The 12,965-nt window shown below is 60.7% G+C and carries 13 protein-coding genes; 6 read left to right on the forward strand and 7 right to left on the reverse strand.

The genetic code is table 11. The features are described from left to right. The first annotated feature begins 17 nt into the window (after positions 1-17). Positions 18-635, forward strand: coding sequence for a TPM domain-containing protein (locus tag BLU26_RS01550; protein WP_092283214.1), 618 nt, complete (start codon positions 18-20; stop codon positions 633-635). Between the two features lie 174 nt (positions 636-809). Further along, positions 810-2,132: a glycerophosphodiester phosphodiesterase family protein gene (locus BLU26_RS01555; RefSeq protein ID WP_197674520.1), complete on the forward strand. Its 1,323-nt coding sequence runs from the start codon at positions 810-812 to the stop codon at positions 2,130-2,132. A gap of 82 nt (positions 2,133-2,214) precedes the next feature. Here the strand turns inward: BLU26_RS01555 and BLU26_RS01560 are convergent, their stop codons facing one another. Together BLU26_RS01560 and BLU26_RS01565 are read right to left on the reverse strand one after the other, a co-directional pair. Continuing rightward, positions 2,215-3,861 (reverse strand): methyl-accepting chemotaxis protein, encoded by a 1,647-nt coding sequence (locus BLU26_RS01560; protein WP_172830629.1) that lies wholly within the window; start codon positions 3,859-3,861, stop codon positions 2,215-2,217. A 199-nt stretch (positions 3,862-4,060) separates the two neighbouring features. After that, on the reverse strand, positions 4,061-5,962 hold the full coding sequence (locus BLU26_RS01565) for an alpha/beta fold hydrolase (RefSeq protein WP_092283218.1): 1,902 nt from the start codon (positions 5,960-5,962) through the stop codon (positions 4,061-4,063). Between the two features lie 291 nt (positions 5,963-6,253). Between BLU26_RS01565 and BLU26_RS01570 the strand changes: the two genes are divergently transcribed. Next, the gene (locus BLU26_RS01570; protein ID WP_092283220.1) at positions 6,254-6,799 is read left to right on the forward strand and encodes a DUF411 domain-containing protein; all 546 of its coding nucleotides are present in this window, start codon (positions 6,254-6,256) and stop codon (positions 6,797-6,799) included. A gap of 292 nt (positions 6,800-7,091) precedes the next feature. Here the strand turns inward: BLU26_RS01570 and BLU26_RS01575 are convergent, their stop codons facing one another. Together BLU26_RS01575 and zapE are read right to left on the reverse strand one after the other, a co-directional pair. Beyond that, positions 7,092-7,355 (reverse strand): YebG family protein, encoded by a 264-nt coding sequence (locus BLU26_RS01575; RefSeq protein ID WP_092283222.1) that lies wholly within the window; start codon positions 7,353-7,355, stop codon positions 7,092-7,094. A 98-nt stretch (positions 7,356-7,453) separates the two neighbouring features. After that, positions 7,454-8,605 carry a cell division protein ZapE gene (gene zapE / locus BLU26_RS01580; RefSeq protein WP_092283224.1) on the reverse strand — a complete coding sequence of 384 codons (1,152 nt, stop codon included), beginning with the start codon at positions 8,603-8,605 and terminating at the stop codon, positions 7,454-7,456. 111 nt (positions 8,606-8,716) lie between these two features. On the opposite strand from zapE, the gene BLU26_RS01585 reads away from it, so the two are divergent. Further along, positions 8,717-8,980 carry a DksA/TraR family C4-type zinc finger protein gene (locus BLU26_RS01585; protein WP_092283226.1) on the forward strand — a complete coding sequence of 88 codons (264 nt, stop codon included), beginning with the start codon at positions 8,717-8,719 and terminating at the stop codon, positions 8,978-8,980. Positions 8,981-8,986: 6 nt separating this feature from the next. Here BLU26_RS01585 and BLU26_RS01590 read toward each other — a convergent pair whose 3' ends face one another. Next, the gene (locus BLU26_RS01590; protein ID WP_092283228.1) at positions 8,987-9,592 is read right to left on the reverse strand and encodes an MliC family protein; all 606 of its coding nucleotides are present in this window, start codon (positions 9,590-9,592) and stop codon (positions 8,987-8,989) included. A gap of 189 nt (positions 9,593-9,781) precedes the next feature. Between BLU26_RS01590 and BLU26_RS01595 the strand changes: the two genes are divergently transcribed. Then, the gene (locus tag BLU26_RS01595; RefSeq protein WP_092283230.1) at positions 9,782-10,648 is read left to right on the forward strand and encodes an MOSC domain-containing protein; all 867 of its coding nucleotides are present in this window, start codon (positions 9,782-9,784) and stop codon (positions 10,646-10,648) included. A gap of 36 nt (positions 10,649-10,684) precedes the next feature. Here the strand turns inward: BLU26_RS01595 and BLU26_RS01600 are convergent, their stop codons facing one another. Next, a complete protein-coding gene (locus tag BLU26_RS01600) occupies positions 10,685-11,122 on the reverse strand; it encodes a DUF3465 domain-containing protein (protein WP_092283232.1) in 438 nt (145 codons plus the stop codon). A gap of 185 nt (positions 11,123-11,307) precedes the next feature. Here BLU26_RS01600 and BLU26_RS01605 point away from each other — a divergent pair, with 185 nt between their 5' ends. After that, positions 11,308-12,069, forward strand: a complete 762-nt coding sequence (locus tag BLU26_RS01605; RefSeq protein WP_092283234.1) for a substrate-binding periplasmic protein — start codon at positions 11,308-11,310, stop codon at positions 12,067-12,069. Positions 12,070-12,084: 15 nt separating this feature from the next. Here BLU26_RS01605 and BLU26_RS01610 read toward each other — a convergent pair whose 3' ends face one another. Next, positions 12,085-12,951, reverse strand: coding sequence for an alpha/beta hydrolase (locus tag BLU26_RS01610; RefSeq protein ID WP_231701987.1), 867 nt, complete (start codon positions 12,949-12,951; stop codon positions 12,085-12,087). Positions 12,952-12,965 lie beyond the last annotated feature (14 nt).

Consider the following 12,965-nt stretch of genomic DNA (forward strand, 5'->3'; position numbering starts at 1 on the left):
TCAATCAAGGATGCACAATGACGCTTCTCTCTAGCATTGAACAGCAACAGGTTGCCGAGGCGATCGACCGCATCGAGCAACGCACCGACGCCGAGGTGGTCACGGTGCTGGCGCGCCAGGCCGACGACTACCGCTACATCCCGCTGCTATGGGCCAGCCTGATAGCGCTGGTGCTGCCGGGCGCGGTGGCGTACTTCAGTGGCGGGCTGGCGCTCAGCGAGTTGCTGCTGACGCAGTGGCTGACCTTTGCCGTGCTGGCGGTGGTATTTCGCCTGCCGCGTATTACCAGCCGGCTGATCCCGCGGGCGGTGCGGCACTGGCGCGCCTCGAATCTTGCCCGGCGGCAATTTATTGAGCTCAACCTGCACCATACCGACGGCGAGACCGGCATGCTGATTTTCGTCTCCGAGGCCGAGCGTTATGTCGAGATCATGGTCGATCGCGGCATTTCCAGTCGCATCGACAACACCCACTGGGAGTCGGCCGTGGCACGGTTCACCGCGCAGGTGGGCAAGGGCCAGGTATTGCAGGGCTTTCTTGAGTGCATTGAGGCGTGCGGCGAGCACCTGGCGCAGCATCTGCCGGCGACCCACGAGCGCAATGAGCTACCGAACCGTTTGGTGCTGCTTAACTGAGCTTGATGACGGTTTTGGCACCGCAGCATCGCTGGCCGGCGGGTTGCGTGCTTTCTGCGACCCGCTGCGCATTTCTGATCAATGAGTTTGCTTGTCCGGCTGGTTGTCACCTGAGCGTCACCCGGACGCGCAACCCTGTGCAGGCACATCCACTCATTTCAGAAGGAGTCTGGTATGACGTCTCACAGCATAGCGGTAAGCCTATTGCTCGTCGGCGGCTTGATGGTTGGCAGCACAACCGTCAGCGCGCAGGGCTGGTTCGGTAACAACCATCACAACGATGACCGTGCGCAACGTAGTTTTGAGCGGCTGCACGAAAAACTGGCCGAGCTCAAACAGCGCCATCAACGTCGTGCCGACGTGCAGGTCGGACCACGCCCGCAGTGGCTGGTTGATGACATGGACGACGGCCCGCTGAAGACCCGCCTGCAATCGTGCCGCACCGACAACATGAAGCGCACCGACTTCTCGATTGGCCACCGCGGCGCGCCGCTGCAGTTTCCCGAGCACACGCTGGAATCCTACGTCGCCGCAGCGCGCATGGGCGCGGGCATCGTCGAGTGCGACGTGGCTTTCACCAAGGACCGCCAACTGGTCTGCCGCCATGCGCAGAATGACCTGCACACCACCACCAACATCGTCACCATTCCCGAGCTGAACGCCAAGTGTACCCAGCCATTTGTAGCGGCGGACCCCGCCAGTGGCACGCCGGCGCAAGCCGAATGCCGTACCAGCGACATTACCCTGGCTGAGTTCAAACGCCTCGAGGGCAAGATGGATGCGTCCAACCCCCTGGCCGCCACGCCGGAGGAGTACGTCAAGGGCACAGCCGACTGGCGCACCGACCTGTACGCCAGCCGCGGCACGCTGTTGAGCCACCGCGAAAGCATTGAGCTGTTTCAGTCACTCGGCGTGAAATTTACCCCCGAGCTGAAAACCCCGGTAGTTGAAATGCCCTATGAGGGCGACTACAGCCAACAGGATTACGCGCGGCAGATGCTGGAAGATTATCGCGACGCAGGGGTCAACCCGCGCGACGTCTGGCCACAATCGTTCCAGTTGGCGGACGTGACCTTCTGGATCAACGAGATGCCGGACTTTGCTGATCAGGCGGTATTCCTCGACGAATCGCCGATTACCCCTGAGACCTCGTCTCTGGCTTACATGGAAGAGCTGCGTGCCCAGGGCGTGCGTATTCTGGCACCGGCGATCTGGAAAATGCTGACGCTGGACGGGCGAGGCGAGATCGTGCCATCGGAGTACGCTGAAAATGCCCGCGCGGCGGGGCTGGACTTGATTGCCTGGTCGATGGAGCGCGCCGGACCCCTGGCCAATGGCGGCGGTTGGTACTACCAGAGCGTGACAGATGCCATCAATAACGACGGTGACATGCTGACGGTAATAGACGTGCTGGCGCAGGATGTTGGCGTGATCGGCATTTTTTCCGACTGGCCGGCTACCACCACCTTCTATGCCAACTGCATGGGCATCAAGTGAAGCCGGTCAACTGACGGCCAGTCTATTGGCGCGGTAGAACACGCCGGGAGTGCTCGACACTGCCCGGCGTTTTCATTATCGCTTACCGACTCCGGCTGGTTTTGAACTGGCCGATCAGGCGATCAAGCTGCGCAGCTGCGTCGGTCAGCTGCTGGGTATTGCGCGCGGTATCCTGCAGCTCCAGCAAGACACGGTCGCCCAGATTACTGAGCTGGCTGAGGCTGGCGGAGATTTCGGTGCTGGTGCGTGATTGCTGCTCGGCTGCGGCAGCCACCTGGCTGGTCATATCGGTGATAGTGTCCACCGACCCGGCGATGGACAGCAACGCGCTGCGCGAGCTTTCCACTTGCAGCTGCATATCTTCGGACTGCTGATAGCTGCCTTCCATTGAGCTGACTGCTTTGGCCGTGCCGGCCTGCAGGGTATCGATCATGCTACGGATTTCATCGGTCGAGGCCTGGGTGCGGCTGGCCAGGGTGCGTACCTCATCAGCTACCACGGCAAAGCCGCGGCCCTGTTCACCGGCGCGGGCGGCCTCAATGGCGGCGTTCAGTGCCAGCAGGTTGGTTTGTTCGGCCACCGAGCGAATCACTCCGAGCACCGAGTCAATGGTGTGCGACTGGGTGTTCAGCTCGGCCACTGCCTCGCCGGCCTGAGCAATGTCGCGCGCCAGCCGCTCCATGGTCAGGGAGGTGGTGTCAGCGGTCTGCTGGCCTGCCAGTGCCTGCTCGTTGGCCTGTCGGGCGGCGTCGGCGGAGTCGGACATGCGTTGCGCGACCTCGTCGGAAGTCGCGCTCATTTCCTCTACCGCTGAGGCAATGGTGTCGAGCTCGCTGTTCTGCTGGTTGTAAGAGGCTTCAGCCTTGTCCATGGCATCGCCCACGGCGGTGGCAATGCTGCGGTTGCGCGCGACCACGTCACGCAGATCGTCGATGACCTGAGCCAGTTTGTCGGTAAAGGCATTGAAACCGCGCGCTAGACCGCTGACTTCGTCGTTACCACTGGCATCCAGATGCTGCGACAGGTCACCATCGCCGGTGGCTATCTTGTTCATGGCGCCAACTGCCTGCGCTATGGGGCGGCTGATGCTGAGCGCAATCAGCAGGTTGATGACCACCAACACCAGCAGGCCCAGCGCGGCGAGCGTCAGCTTGGGAACCATGTCCGTCCAGAAGGCCTGGTTGACATCGTCCAGGTAGATGCCAGAGCCAAGTATCCAACCCCAGGGCTCGAACCCGGCGACGTAGGAGATTTTTGGTACCGGGTCAGTTACGCCGGGCTTGGGCCACATGTAGGCGACAAAGCCGGCGGATTTTGCCTTGACTACCTCGACCATCTCGCGGAACAGGTACTTGCCGTCAGGATCCTGCACATCGGCCACACTGTTGCCCACCAGTTTGGTACTGAAGGGGTGCATGATCATTTGCAGGTCGTTGGAGTGTACCCAGTAATAGTCGTTGTTGCCGTAGCGCAGCCCTTGCAGGGTGCTGGCAGCGGCGGCCTTGGCCTGGTCCTCGGTCATTTCACCGCTTTGCTGCAACTGATGGAAATGCTCGATCACACCCAGGCCGGCTTCCACCAGATGCTGGGTTTTTATCGCGCGACCATCCAGCAGGCTGTTGCGATAGTCCACCGCGAAGGCGGCTACGAGACCCAGCACGATAATCAGAACCAGCGTGGTGACGGCGATCAGCCGTTGAAAGATGGAAAAGCGGCGCAGCATAGACATGGCAGAAGCTCCGGGCCAGCTTGGCTTTGATGCGGCACAGCGCGAGGAGAAGTAGCGCAACGCCATTATTCTTATGATTCTTTCAGCCTAGCAGGCAGCGGCGAAAGCGCTAACGGGATTGATCGGGAAACTGAGAGGAAAATGCAGCGCTACCGTGCGGTAGCGCTGCATCTGGGGCGGTCGAGGGAAAATGCCTGGGTTATTGCACGTAGTCGCGGAATTGAACCGAGTTGGAGCGGATCTCGTCCGACGGCCAGTTGGGTATGTTGATGGTCTGCACGGCGCCGTTACCACCGCGTGGCGTCAACTCGATGCTGATGGTCTGGCTGGCGGCGGGTGACGCGGGGAGGAACAGATCCAGCCCCGAGATAAACGGCAAGGCATTGAAGAACAGGTCCGGGCCTGGCAGGGTGCTCACCCCGTCGCTGTTGCGGTCGTGCAGGAACAGGCTGCTGGTGCGCTTGAGCAGCGGCGCTGTGGCACTGGTGACTATCTGAGTATCGTTGACCGTCAGGCTGTCATTGGCGTCGCCCTGGTCGCCCCAGAACTCACGGTCACGCGCTACCATGATGTTGGTGTGATTCGGGCTGCGATGCAGATAGGCGCCAACACCGGCCCCGGGTAACGAGGTGTTCAGGCGCACAAACAGGCTGTCTTGCAGATAGCCTTCGCGATAGAAGTAGTGATCGGCACCCGCAAGCTCCCGATCCAGACCAAACTCGTAAGTGGCACCCTTGCTCAGCTGCACTGGCCCCCAGTTGCCATCTTCACCAATGGCGCTGCTGTGGTCCGGCGTATCGCTCAGGCGTATGCCCGTGGCCGGGTCGACTTCAAAGATGCGCAGCTCGGTACCGTTCGCGCCGGTGTTCTGCGGAAACAGGCTGGCACGTCCGGCGATCCACACATAGTCATTGTCGGTTTCAGGTATCTGCCTGCTTTCCGGCTGCTCGCCGTTAAAATGCTGGAAAATCCGGGCAAAGGAGTCTGCCGAGGTGGCGACCTCGATATGCCCGACGGACTGTCCTGCTGCTGGATAAATATTCTCGGCGCCGGTCACTTCGCGATCAACGTATTGCCCCCACAAGGCCAGGGTCGGCACATTACCCGGCGGTGCTGCGAGGGCAACGCCATCGATACTGGTGTAATGCGCGACCTTGGCTGCGTTCTCCGGCTCGCCCAGGTACATCAGGCTGACCCCGGTGCCCATTGAATGTGCCATCAGATCAATCTGCTCGGCACCGGATATCTGCCGCAGGCGATCAATCATGGCATTGATGCCAATGTTGCGCTCAGCCGCCTGCACCGGGTCAAGCGCGCTTTGCCCAGTGTTGGTGTTGTATTCGTAAACCGCCAGGTAGCTGCTGGGATAGCCGTTGGCACGAAAACGCATGGCCTGTGACTCGAACTGCGAGGCTGAGCCCGCACCACCGTGGATGAAGAGCACCGGGCGTAGTGAGAAATCGACGCTCTGGCCGGCGGCGCTGCCCAGTGAGTCGAGCAGATGATTGAAGGCATCGAGCCGGCTGGTCAGCGCGCGGGTGCCTGCGCTGGCGTTCTCGTCGAAGACGGCTTCGCTGTTGAGCTCCGTCAGCAGGTCTGCCATAGCGATTTCGAAACTGTCGGTGTCACTGAAATCCAGGCTTACAGCGGGGTTCGCGGCAAGGTAGTCGCTGATGGCGGAGCGGATTGATTCGCTGATATCGATGCCATTGCTCAGATTGCCGTCGGCATCCAGCGACTGCAGAAAGCGTGACAGATTCAGCACCGCAGGATCGCTGAGGTCGCTGGCGCCGTCGATCAGGTCCAGGGGAGTCAACTGACTGGCGCCGCTTGCCGAGCCCAGTTCGATGCCGGCCAGCGAAAAGCTGACGGCCTCTGTGCCCTGATACTCGAAGCGCCCGTCGGCGTTGGTCTCGCCGTTACGGCTGCTGGTCTCGTAATGGAGCCCGGCAACCGGGGCATCAATGAAGACGCCACTGGATACCTCAGAGTCGGAATCTCCGCCGCCAGACAGGCAGCCGCTCAACAGCAGGGAAGAAGCGCCCAGCAGCGGGAGAGCGCGACCGCGGATGGCGCGAGTAATGCGAACATGGCACGTCATGGTAAACCTCTTGTTTTTCTTGGAGTGGTTCTGTGAGCCGCCGGCGGTGGCTTAGCGCGTGCATGGCGTGATTCTGCGACCACGTAGGCAGGCCGAGAGCGGCTGCAGAAGTTTATGTGCGTACACTTGTATACTGTCAAGCGGTTTATGAACGACTGTTCATTTGCGTTGCTGTTTCAGCCAGCTGGAAGCCCAATACACGCACGGTTACAGTTGCCAAAATCCATGTTGGTAGATGGCGTGCTAGGCTGCCGACGCTGATTACTTTGACCTGTTCGCCCGGAGGTAGATATGCACAAGTGGGGTACACACGCGTGGTTACTGATGCTGGGGATCGCACCCTTGCTGGTGGCTTGTGGCGAGCCTGAGCCGCCCAAACCGCAAACAGAGTCCACTGCTGCAGCGCTGGACAGTGCCGCGCTGCTGGCAGCCCCCCACCCGACAACGCTGCTGCAGGTATTCAAGAGTCCTACTTGTGGCTGCTGCGAGGGGTGGATTGAACATGCTGATCAGGCTGGATTCGGCACCGAGGCGCAGCATCCGGCAGATTTGGCCGGCCTGAAAACCGAATACGGCATAGCGCCGCAGTACCGCTCTTGTCACACCGCAGTGTCTGCTAATGGCTATGTATTTGAAGGTCATGTGCCTGCGCGTTACGTGCAGGCCTTTTTGGCTGAGCCGCCGGCACAGGCGATAGGCCTGGCGGTACCGGGTATGCCGGTGGGCAGTCCAGGAATGGAGATGGGCGATGACTTTATGCCCTATACGGTCATGTTGCTGAAAGAGGGCGGCGGTGCTGAAGTCTACGCGAGGATCGATAGCCCGGCTGACCAGTAAAAAGCCTGATAGCTTTTTGCCAATCAAGGCTATAGCGCTAATCCATTTCATCAATTGGTAGCGCCGGTCGATGATGCTCCCTGTCGCCAATACAACCAACAGGGAGCATTTCCATGGCCATACTCAAGCGCATCATCAAACGCAGTAACACGCCAGCCAAGACCGTCGAGCCCCAGGCACATCCCAATTTTTGGATGTATCAGTAAGCGGCGTTGGCAGTGCAGAGGGTAATCCAGCCGCAGGTGTCGCTTAGCCTGCGGCGGCGCACGCAGCGGGTAGAGGCAAACCGGCTTTAGGCTTCTTCGTGGTCTTCGGCCAGGCTGCTGAGTACGTCGGGGTTGCTCTTGAATGCCTTGGCAAAGACATCGCGGTGCCGCGCCATGTAGATGCTCACTTCCTCGGCCAGTTTTTCACCCAGCTCCGGTACCGCCTGTTGCAATACCTCGCCCAGGGTCTCTGCCAATTCCAGCATCTTGTCGTGACGATCGGCTTCGGCTTTATCCATGAACAACTGCTCCGGGTCTCTGCTGCTGCGATACACAATTTCAACGGCCATACACACCTCAGGCTTGAACGCGATTTTCAGATTGTGCGGCCTTGGCTGGTTAGCCGGCAGGTCACGTGAGCGCTATTGTACTGGATGAAAATACAGTATCAAGTGCTTTGCGTTGCCGGTGCCGCTGACTCGCCGTTCTGGCCAAAGCGCTGTAGCTGCATCTCTTGCAGTCGGCTGCGCGTGCGCTCAAAGGCGAAGGCCAGATAACCCTCGGTATAGAGCGCTTCGAGCGGCACTGCAGCCTCGATATACAGCGGAATACGGCGGTCGTAGCATTCATCCACCAGGGCGATGAAGCGGCGCACGCTGTCGTCATGTACCGACAGCTGTGGCAGTTCACGATCACCGGCGGCTACGCGCTCAGCGCTGTCCTCGGTGCCACGGGCGATGGTGCCCTCGCGTTGCGGGCTGCTCAGATTGGGTACCTCACTGAGCAGCAGGGCGGGAAAGCGGTCAGCCAGGCTGATAAAGTCCAATGCCGATAACGAACTGCTGCACAGTGCGCGAAAGGTGAACCAGCCGGCCTTGCTGCAACGTTTTACGCAGGGAATCTGCTGATGGCCCAGCAGCAAGGGCTCGCTGCTTACGCTGCGATCCCCGCAGAGCTGCTCAAATACAGCGCTCAGCGGGTTTGGCTGTGCCTGCTGATCGCTGACCCAATAGCGCTGAAGAGTCTGGCCAGGCTGCAGGCGATGGTCCTGTGCGCCGTCCAGCCTGGCGATCCACATGTGTTCCTCGATGGCGGTAATGGCAGGCATGAAGCGGTCGCGGTTGAAACCGTCGGCATACAGCTCTTTGGGAGGCAGGTTGGAGGTGCATACGACGACCAGACCCTGCTCGAACATATGGCGCATCAAGCCGCCGAGCAGTATGGCGTCACCGATATCGCTGACAAAAAACTCGTCAAAGCAGAGCACCCGCACCTTCTGCGCCATCTCGCGCGCCAGGGTCTGCAAGGGGTTGGCGGTACCGGTAATCTGAAATAGTCGCTTGTGCACCCAGCCCATGAAGTGGTGAAAGTGCAAACGCTCACTGGGCACGGTCAGGCTGGCGTGAAAGCGGTCCATCAGCCAGGTCTTGCCTCGCCCCACCGGCCCCCATAGGTAGACGCCACGGGTTTCGCGGCCAGCTTGTAGCGCCTGCCAGCAGTCTTCCAGCATCTGCGCAGCCTGTTGCTGCGCAGGGTCTGCGCTGAAACCCTGATGCTGCAGTGCGTGGTGGTAAGCGGTAAGGGGGGAGGCTGAGGTCATGCGTCTGATACTGACCGAAAGTCATTGGGCGCCGCAAGAGGGGCGCGCTTTGACCCGCGTCGATTTTGCGGTAATGCTGTGTAGCAGCACAGGCAACAGTGGAGAGTGATGATGGCAACCGGTTGGGCGCATGAAGGCGCCGTGCAGGAGCAGATAGACGACACCGTCGATGAGGCGGTGGCACGTGCCCGCAGCCAACTGCCCAAGGGCGAGAGTCTGACGCACTGCGAGCACTGTGATCAGCCGATTCCCGAAGCACGCCGGCAGGCCTTGCCCGGCGTGCGCCTGTGTGTGGCTTGTCAGTCGGCGCTTGACCAGGATGCCCGATCCGCTGGCATCAACCGGCGCGGCAGCAAGGACAGCCAGCTGCGCTAAGGTTACTCAGTTCACGCTCTTGCAGTGCATGGGCGTGGCCTCGTAACCCCAAACCACTACGGCTTCGTCGTCGTTGAAGGCGATGCTTTCATTACGCCCACGGTACTGGCTGCCCTCGGTGGAAGTCTGCTGGTACATCAACGAGGTGCTGTCGCCATAGTCGGCAATCAGGGTAGCTGGAGAGGTGGAGAAGTGCGATACCACCAATTCGTTGGCGCGGTTGTTGTCACAGGCGTAGGTTATTACGCTGGTCATCTCGGCCAGGCGGTAGCGGGCCTGTAGCTCAGCAATGCGCATGCTGTAAGCCTCGCGCACGCAGGCGTTCTTGTCGTCCTCCTTCCAGCATTCATTGCGTCCGGATAGCCAACCGCGCTGCTCCGCCTTGAGCATGGGGGGCTGCTCGTTTGCGGCCTTTTCCTGCGCGGCGCTGTAAACCTCGGCCAACTGGCGATCAAGCGCCGCCAGGCTGCTGTCGTCGCAGATCAACTGCTCGATGCTGCCTGCCTGCGCTTTGCTGCAATCAAAGGAGGGGCCTTCGGCTGCGTGCAGGGGTGGAGTGGCGGCCAGACCCAGAAGGGTGGCGATGGCGATACCGACGGGTGCCTTGTTCATTGGAATTCCTTTTGCGCGTGTGGAGGCGGGTGATTTACAGCGTAGTCTTCTGGTAGAAAGCGCGCCGCACCAGTGGTTCCGTTTTTGCCCTGCGACTGCTGCAGCTGTGGTCTGATTATTGCTTTTTGATTTGCTCAAGGGGGCTGTTGGAACGGCCTGCAATATGCTGGCAGTTGGGGGAGTCGATTAATGCGAATGCTGGGGCGGATCAGTGAAGTCTGGCGTTATCCGGTCAAGGGTATGGCCGGAGAGTCCTTGTCGGCCTGTCGCGTGACTGACAGGGGGCTACAGGGCGATCGCCTTTGGGCCGTGCGCGATAGCGCGCGCAACGAAATCCAGAGCTGCAAGTTCAGACCAGAGCTGCTCCAGATAGTGGCGCAGTACGCGCGCGCGCGGGGCGCTGCCGGTGACCACTCAGTGCAATTGCTGATGCCCGATGGTGCACGGGTGAGCAGTGACGTGCCCGAGGTGCATGAGCTGATCTCCCGGCTGCTTGGGCACGCATCCCGCCTGGAACCCTTGTCGGCACAAACCGATATGGCGGCTTTCAAGCGCTACAAGGCTGACGGGCATACCTGGCTGGACGAACTCAAGGCAACCTTTGAACGGGAGGCCGGAGAACCCCTGCCTGACTTTACCGATCTGCCGCAGGATATGGTCGACTACGTGTCGCTGCCCGGCAGCTTTTTTCTGGTCTCGCCGCTGCATTTGCTGACCACGGCCAGCCTCGACTACCTGCGTGCCCGGCAGCCGCAAAGCGACTGGGATACCCAACGTTTTCGCCCGAACCTGGTGATCGATACCTTGGGCAGCGAGGTGGGTCTGATTGAGCAGTCCTGGCTGGGCGGGCGTTTACAGCTGGGCGAGGCGCAACTGCGTTGCACTGCCGCCGCACCGCGTTGTGGCGCAGTCACCCGTGCGCAGCAGGCTCTGCCCGCAGATACCCGCCTGTTGCGGACTGTGGTGCGCGAAGCCGATCAGAACCTCGGCATCTACGCCAATACGTTGCAGCCGGGCTTGCTGCAGGTTGGCGATCCGGTGTATCTACACACCTGAGTTACTAGCTGCCTGGCAAAGCCAACGCCAACGGGCTCACTGATAGGTCTTGCCGTTGTGACTGAGCCAGCCCCCAGGGTGGCGGCCGCCGGGGTCATGGTGCGTCCAATGCAGCACACCGCCCTGCGGGTTCCATTCATACTCGCCCATAAATCCGACGTAATCCTTTACCCGCAGGTCGTCGATGCGCGGCGCCAGGTCAATATTGTGCGCGACCAGCAGGGTATGGCCGTCGCTCAGGCGCAGGATGAACTTCTGGTGCCGGCTGCCCTTGGTGTCGTCGGGCAGCAGTTTGATTACCACACCCTGACCGCGTACCTGCACCTTGCTCTGCTGCTGCGCATAGGCCTCGCTTACCTGCTCGGTACTACTGGCCTGCGGCGCTGAGTCCGGAGCCTGTTCAAACAGCTCAGGCGTTTGAACCAACAGGTAGGCCAGGCCAAACAAGGCCGCTATATACACTGACTTTCGCATCTTGAACCAGGCTCCTGACAGTGGCTTCGGGGCAGTATGCTGTGCGGCTGAATTGTACATGCGTGTTGCATAGCCGCATTGCACGGCTGACGGTGGCTAGTGGTGAGTTTAGTCCTGAATCCTGGCGCTGTCGGTGGCGGCGTTGAGGCTATGCTAGGCTGAAACGAAAACAGAGGTCCCATGCAATGGCACGCGGCGCGAGACTGCTCGCAGGATATTTTCGCAGAACCTGGCTGCTATGGCTGGTGCTCGCAGGCAGCGCTGCGGCCGATGAGTCGCCGTTGGTGTTCTCCATGCTGCCGGGTAATCCGGTCAACAGCATTGCGGCGCCGCTGATCGTCGAAATTTATCAGCGCGCCGGTATCAGCGTTGTGCCGACCGCGGTGCCGCCGCTGCGCGAAACACGCATGCTGGAGGAGGGCGCACTGGACGGTATTGTGGGCAAGTTCGAGAACTTCGAGCTGGCCCATCCCGAGGTGGTTCGCATTCCCGTGCCGCTGGAAACCATCCAGATTGCGGCTTTTGTAACCGATCAGACGCCTGACCTGCCAAGCCTATTGCAGCGTGATAACTTGCGCCTCGGCGCGCTGCGCGGAATCGACTATCAACTACAGCTCCCCGGTTTGCGGCAATGGGTTTTCGTCAACGAGCCGGGGCAGCTTATGCACATGCTGGTGCGCGGACGGGTAGACGCCGCGATCAGTGTCGACATATCCGGCCTGCGCCTCGCGCGCGAGTTACCGCAGGCGCCGATTCGCATGCTTGAGCCAGAGCTCCGTGAACTGCGGGTTTACCACTACCTGCATCGCAAGCATGCCGGTCTGGTGCCAAAAATAACCGCGGTGATGCAGGCAATGTACGACCAGGGGTACCTGCAGGCGCTACACGCGCAGTTTCGTCGCGGCACCGACGCCGCGGTGACGTCTTCGCCGAGGCCGGCCGAGTAACCCCCGCACTGCCATTTATTGGCGGCGGGCGGTGAGTACTTCTTGCAATACCCGTGATTCGATGCGCGACGGCACCGACATGTGGTCCTCGCCTTGCTCGATCAGCATACTGCTGCGTAGCCCCCAGGCTGACAGCGGCTGCAAGCGTCGATGTAGCGCCTGGGAGTCCTGTATTTCCTGCGGTGAGTCGCGCTCGCCCACTATCAGCGCCAGGCTGCTGTGGGTCACGTCCGTTTTGCCGGCCCGAACATCAGCGCTGAAACGTCGCTCCGGCGCCAACAGAAAGCGGTCGTGCCACCAGAGACTGGGGCTGGCGGCGACGATGTGATCAAACAGCGTCGGTCGGGTGAACAGCGCATAGATGCCAAACATGCCGCCAAAGGAATGGCCGAACAGGCTTTGCTGGTCGGTATCGACCGGAAACCGATCAGCCACAGCGGGCATGACTTGCTGCTGCAAAAAATCCAGCAGTTCGTCCTGGCCACCCTGGGGCGGTGTGTTCTGCGCCGCGGGTACTGGCGGTGAAAAATCGTAGGCGCGGCGCAGGAAGTTCAGCGGCTCTTCGCCGGGATAGGCAATGCCGACGATGATCGCGTGGCGGAATTGCTCTTGAGCCCGTTTGGCTTCGTGGAAGGAAGCAAAGTAGGCGTTGGCGTCCAGCACGTAAAGCACCGGGTAGCCGCCGGTATAGGGCACTTCGCCCTCGGGCTTGCTGATCAGGATGCGATAGGGCTGGCCCTTGGCGTTGTGCATTGACCACTCGATGCTGCCGCTCAGGGTGACGGGCTGCTCGCCGGCCTGCGCCGCGTTGGCGAATGTAATAAGCCATAAAGTCGAAAGCGCAGCCAGACAGGGGCTGCGCAAAAACGTTATCCAAGACAAGGTTCAAGTCCTCA

It is taken from the genome of Halopseudomonas sabulinigri (assembly GCF_900105255.1).
GTDB lineage: Bacteria > Pseudomonadota > Gammaproteobacteria > Pseudomonadales > Pseudomonadaceae > Halopseudomonas > Halopseudomonas sabulinigri.

What these genes read in the sequence shown, in the direction of transcription:
- BLU26_RS01550 (WP_092283214.1), top strand. Translation starts at nt 18, where the DNA reads ATGACGCTTCTCTCTAGCATTGAACAGCAACAGGTTGCCGAGGCGATC.
- BLU26_RS01555 (WP_197674520.1), top strand. Translation starts at nt 810, where the DNA reads ATGACGTCTCACAGCATAGCGGTAAGCCTATTGCTCGTCGGCGGCTTG.
- BLU26_RS01560 (WP_172830629.1), bottom strand. Translation starts at nt 3,861, where the DNA reads ATGTCTATGCTGCGCCGCTTTTCCATCTTTCAACGGCTGATCGCCGTC.
- BLU26_RS01565 (WP_092283218.1), bottom strand. Translation starts at nt 5,962, where the DNA reads ATGACGTGCCATGTTCGCATTACTCGCGCCATCCGCGGTCGCGCTCTC.
- BLU26_RS01570 (WP_092283220.1), top strand. Translation starts at nt 6,254, where the DNA reads ATGCACAAGTGGGGTACACACGCGTGGTTACTGATGCTGGGGATCGCA.
- BLU26_RS01575 (WP_092283222.1), bottom strand. Translation starts at nt 7,355, where the DNA reads ATGGCCGTTGAAATTGTGTATCGCAGCAGCAGAGACCCGGAGCAGTTG.
- zapE (WP_092283224.1), bottom strand. Translation starts at nt 8,605, where the DNA reads ATGACCTCAGCCTCCCCCCTTACCGCTTACCACCACGCACTGCAGCAT.
- BLU26_RS01585 (WP_092283226.1), top strand. Translation starts at nt 8,717, where the DNA reads ATGGCAACCGGTTGGGCGCATGAAGGCGCCGTGCAGGAGCAGATAGAC.
- BLU26_RS01590 (WP_092283228.1), bottom strand. Translation starts at nt 9,592, where the DNA reads ATGAACAAGGCACCCGTCGGTATCGCCATCGCCACCCTTCTGGGTCTG.
- BLU26_RS01595 (WP_092283230.1), top strand. Translation starts at nt 9,782, where the DNA reads ATGCGAATGCTGGGGCGGATCAGTGAAGTCTGGCGTTATCCGGTCAAG.
- BLU26_RS01600 (WP_092283232.1), bottom strand. Translation starts at nt 11,122, where the DNA reads ATGCGAAAGTCAGTGTATATAGCGGCCTTGTTTGGCCTGGCCTACCTG.
- BLU26_RS01605 (WP_092283234.1), top strand. Translation starts at nt 11,308, where the DNA reads ATGGCACGCGGCGCGAGACTGCTCGCAGGATATTTTCGCAGAACCTGG.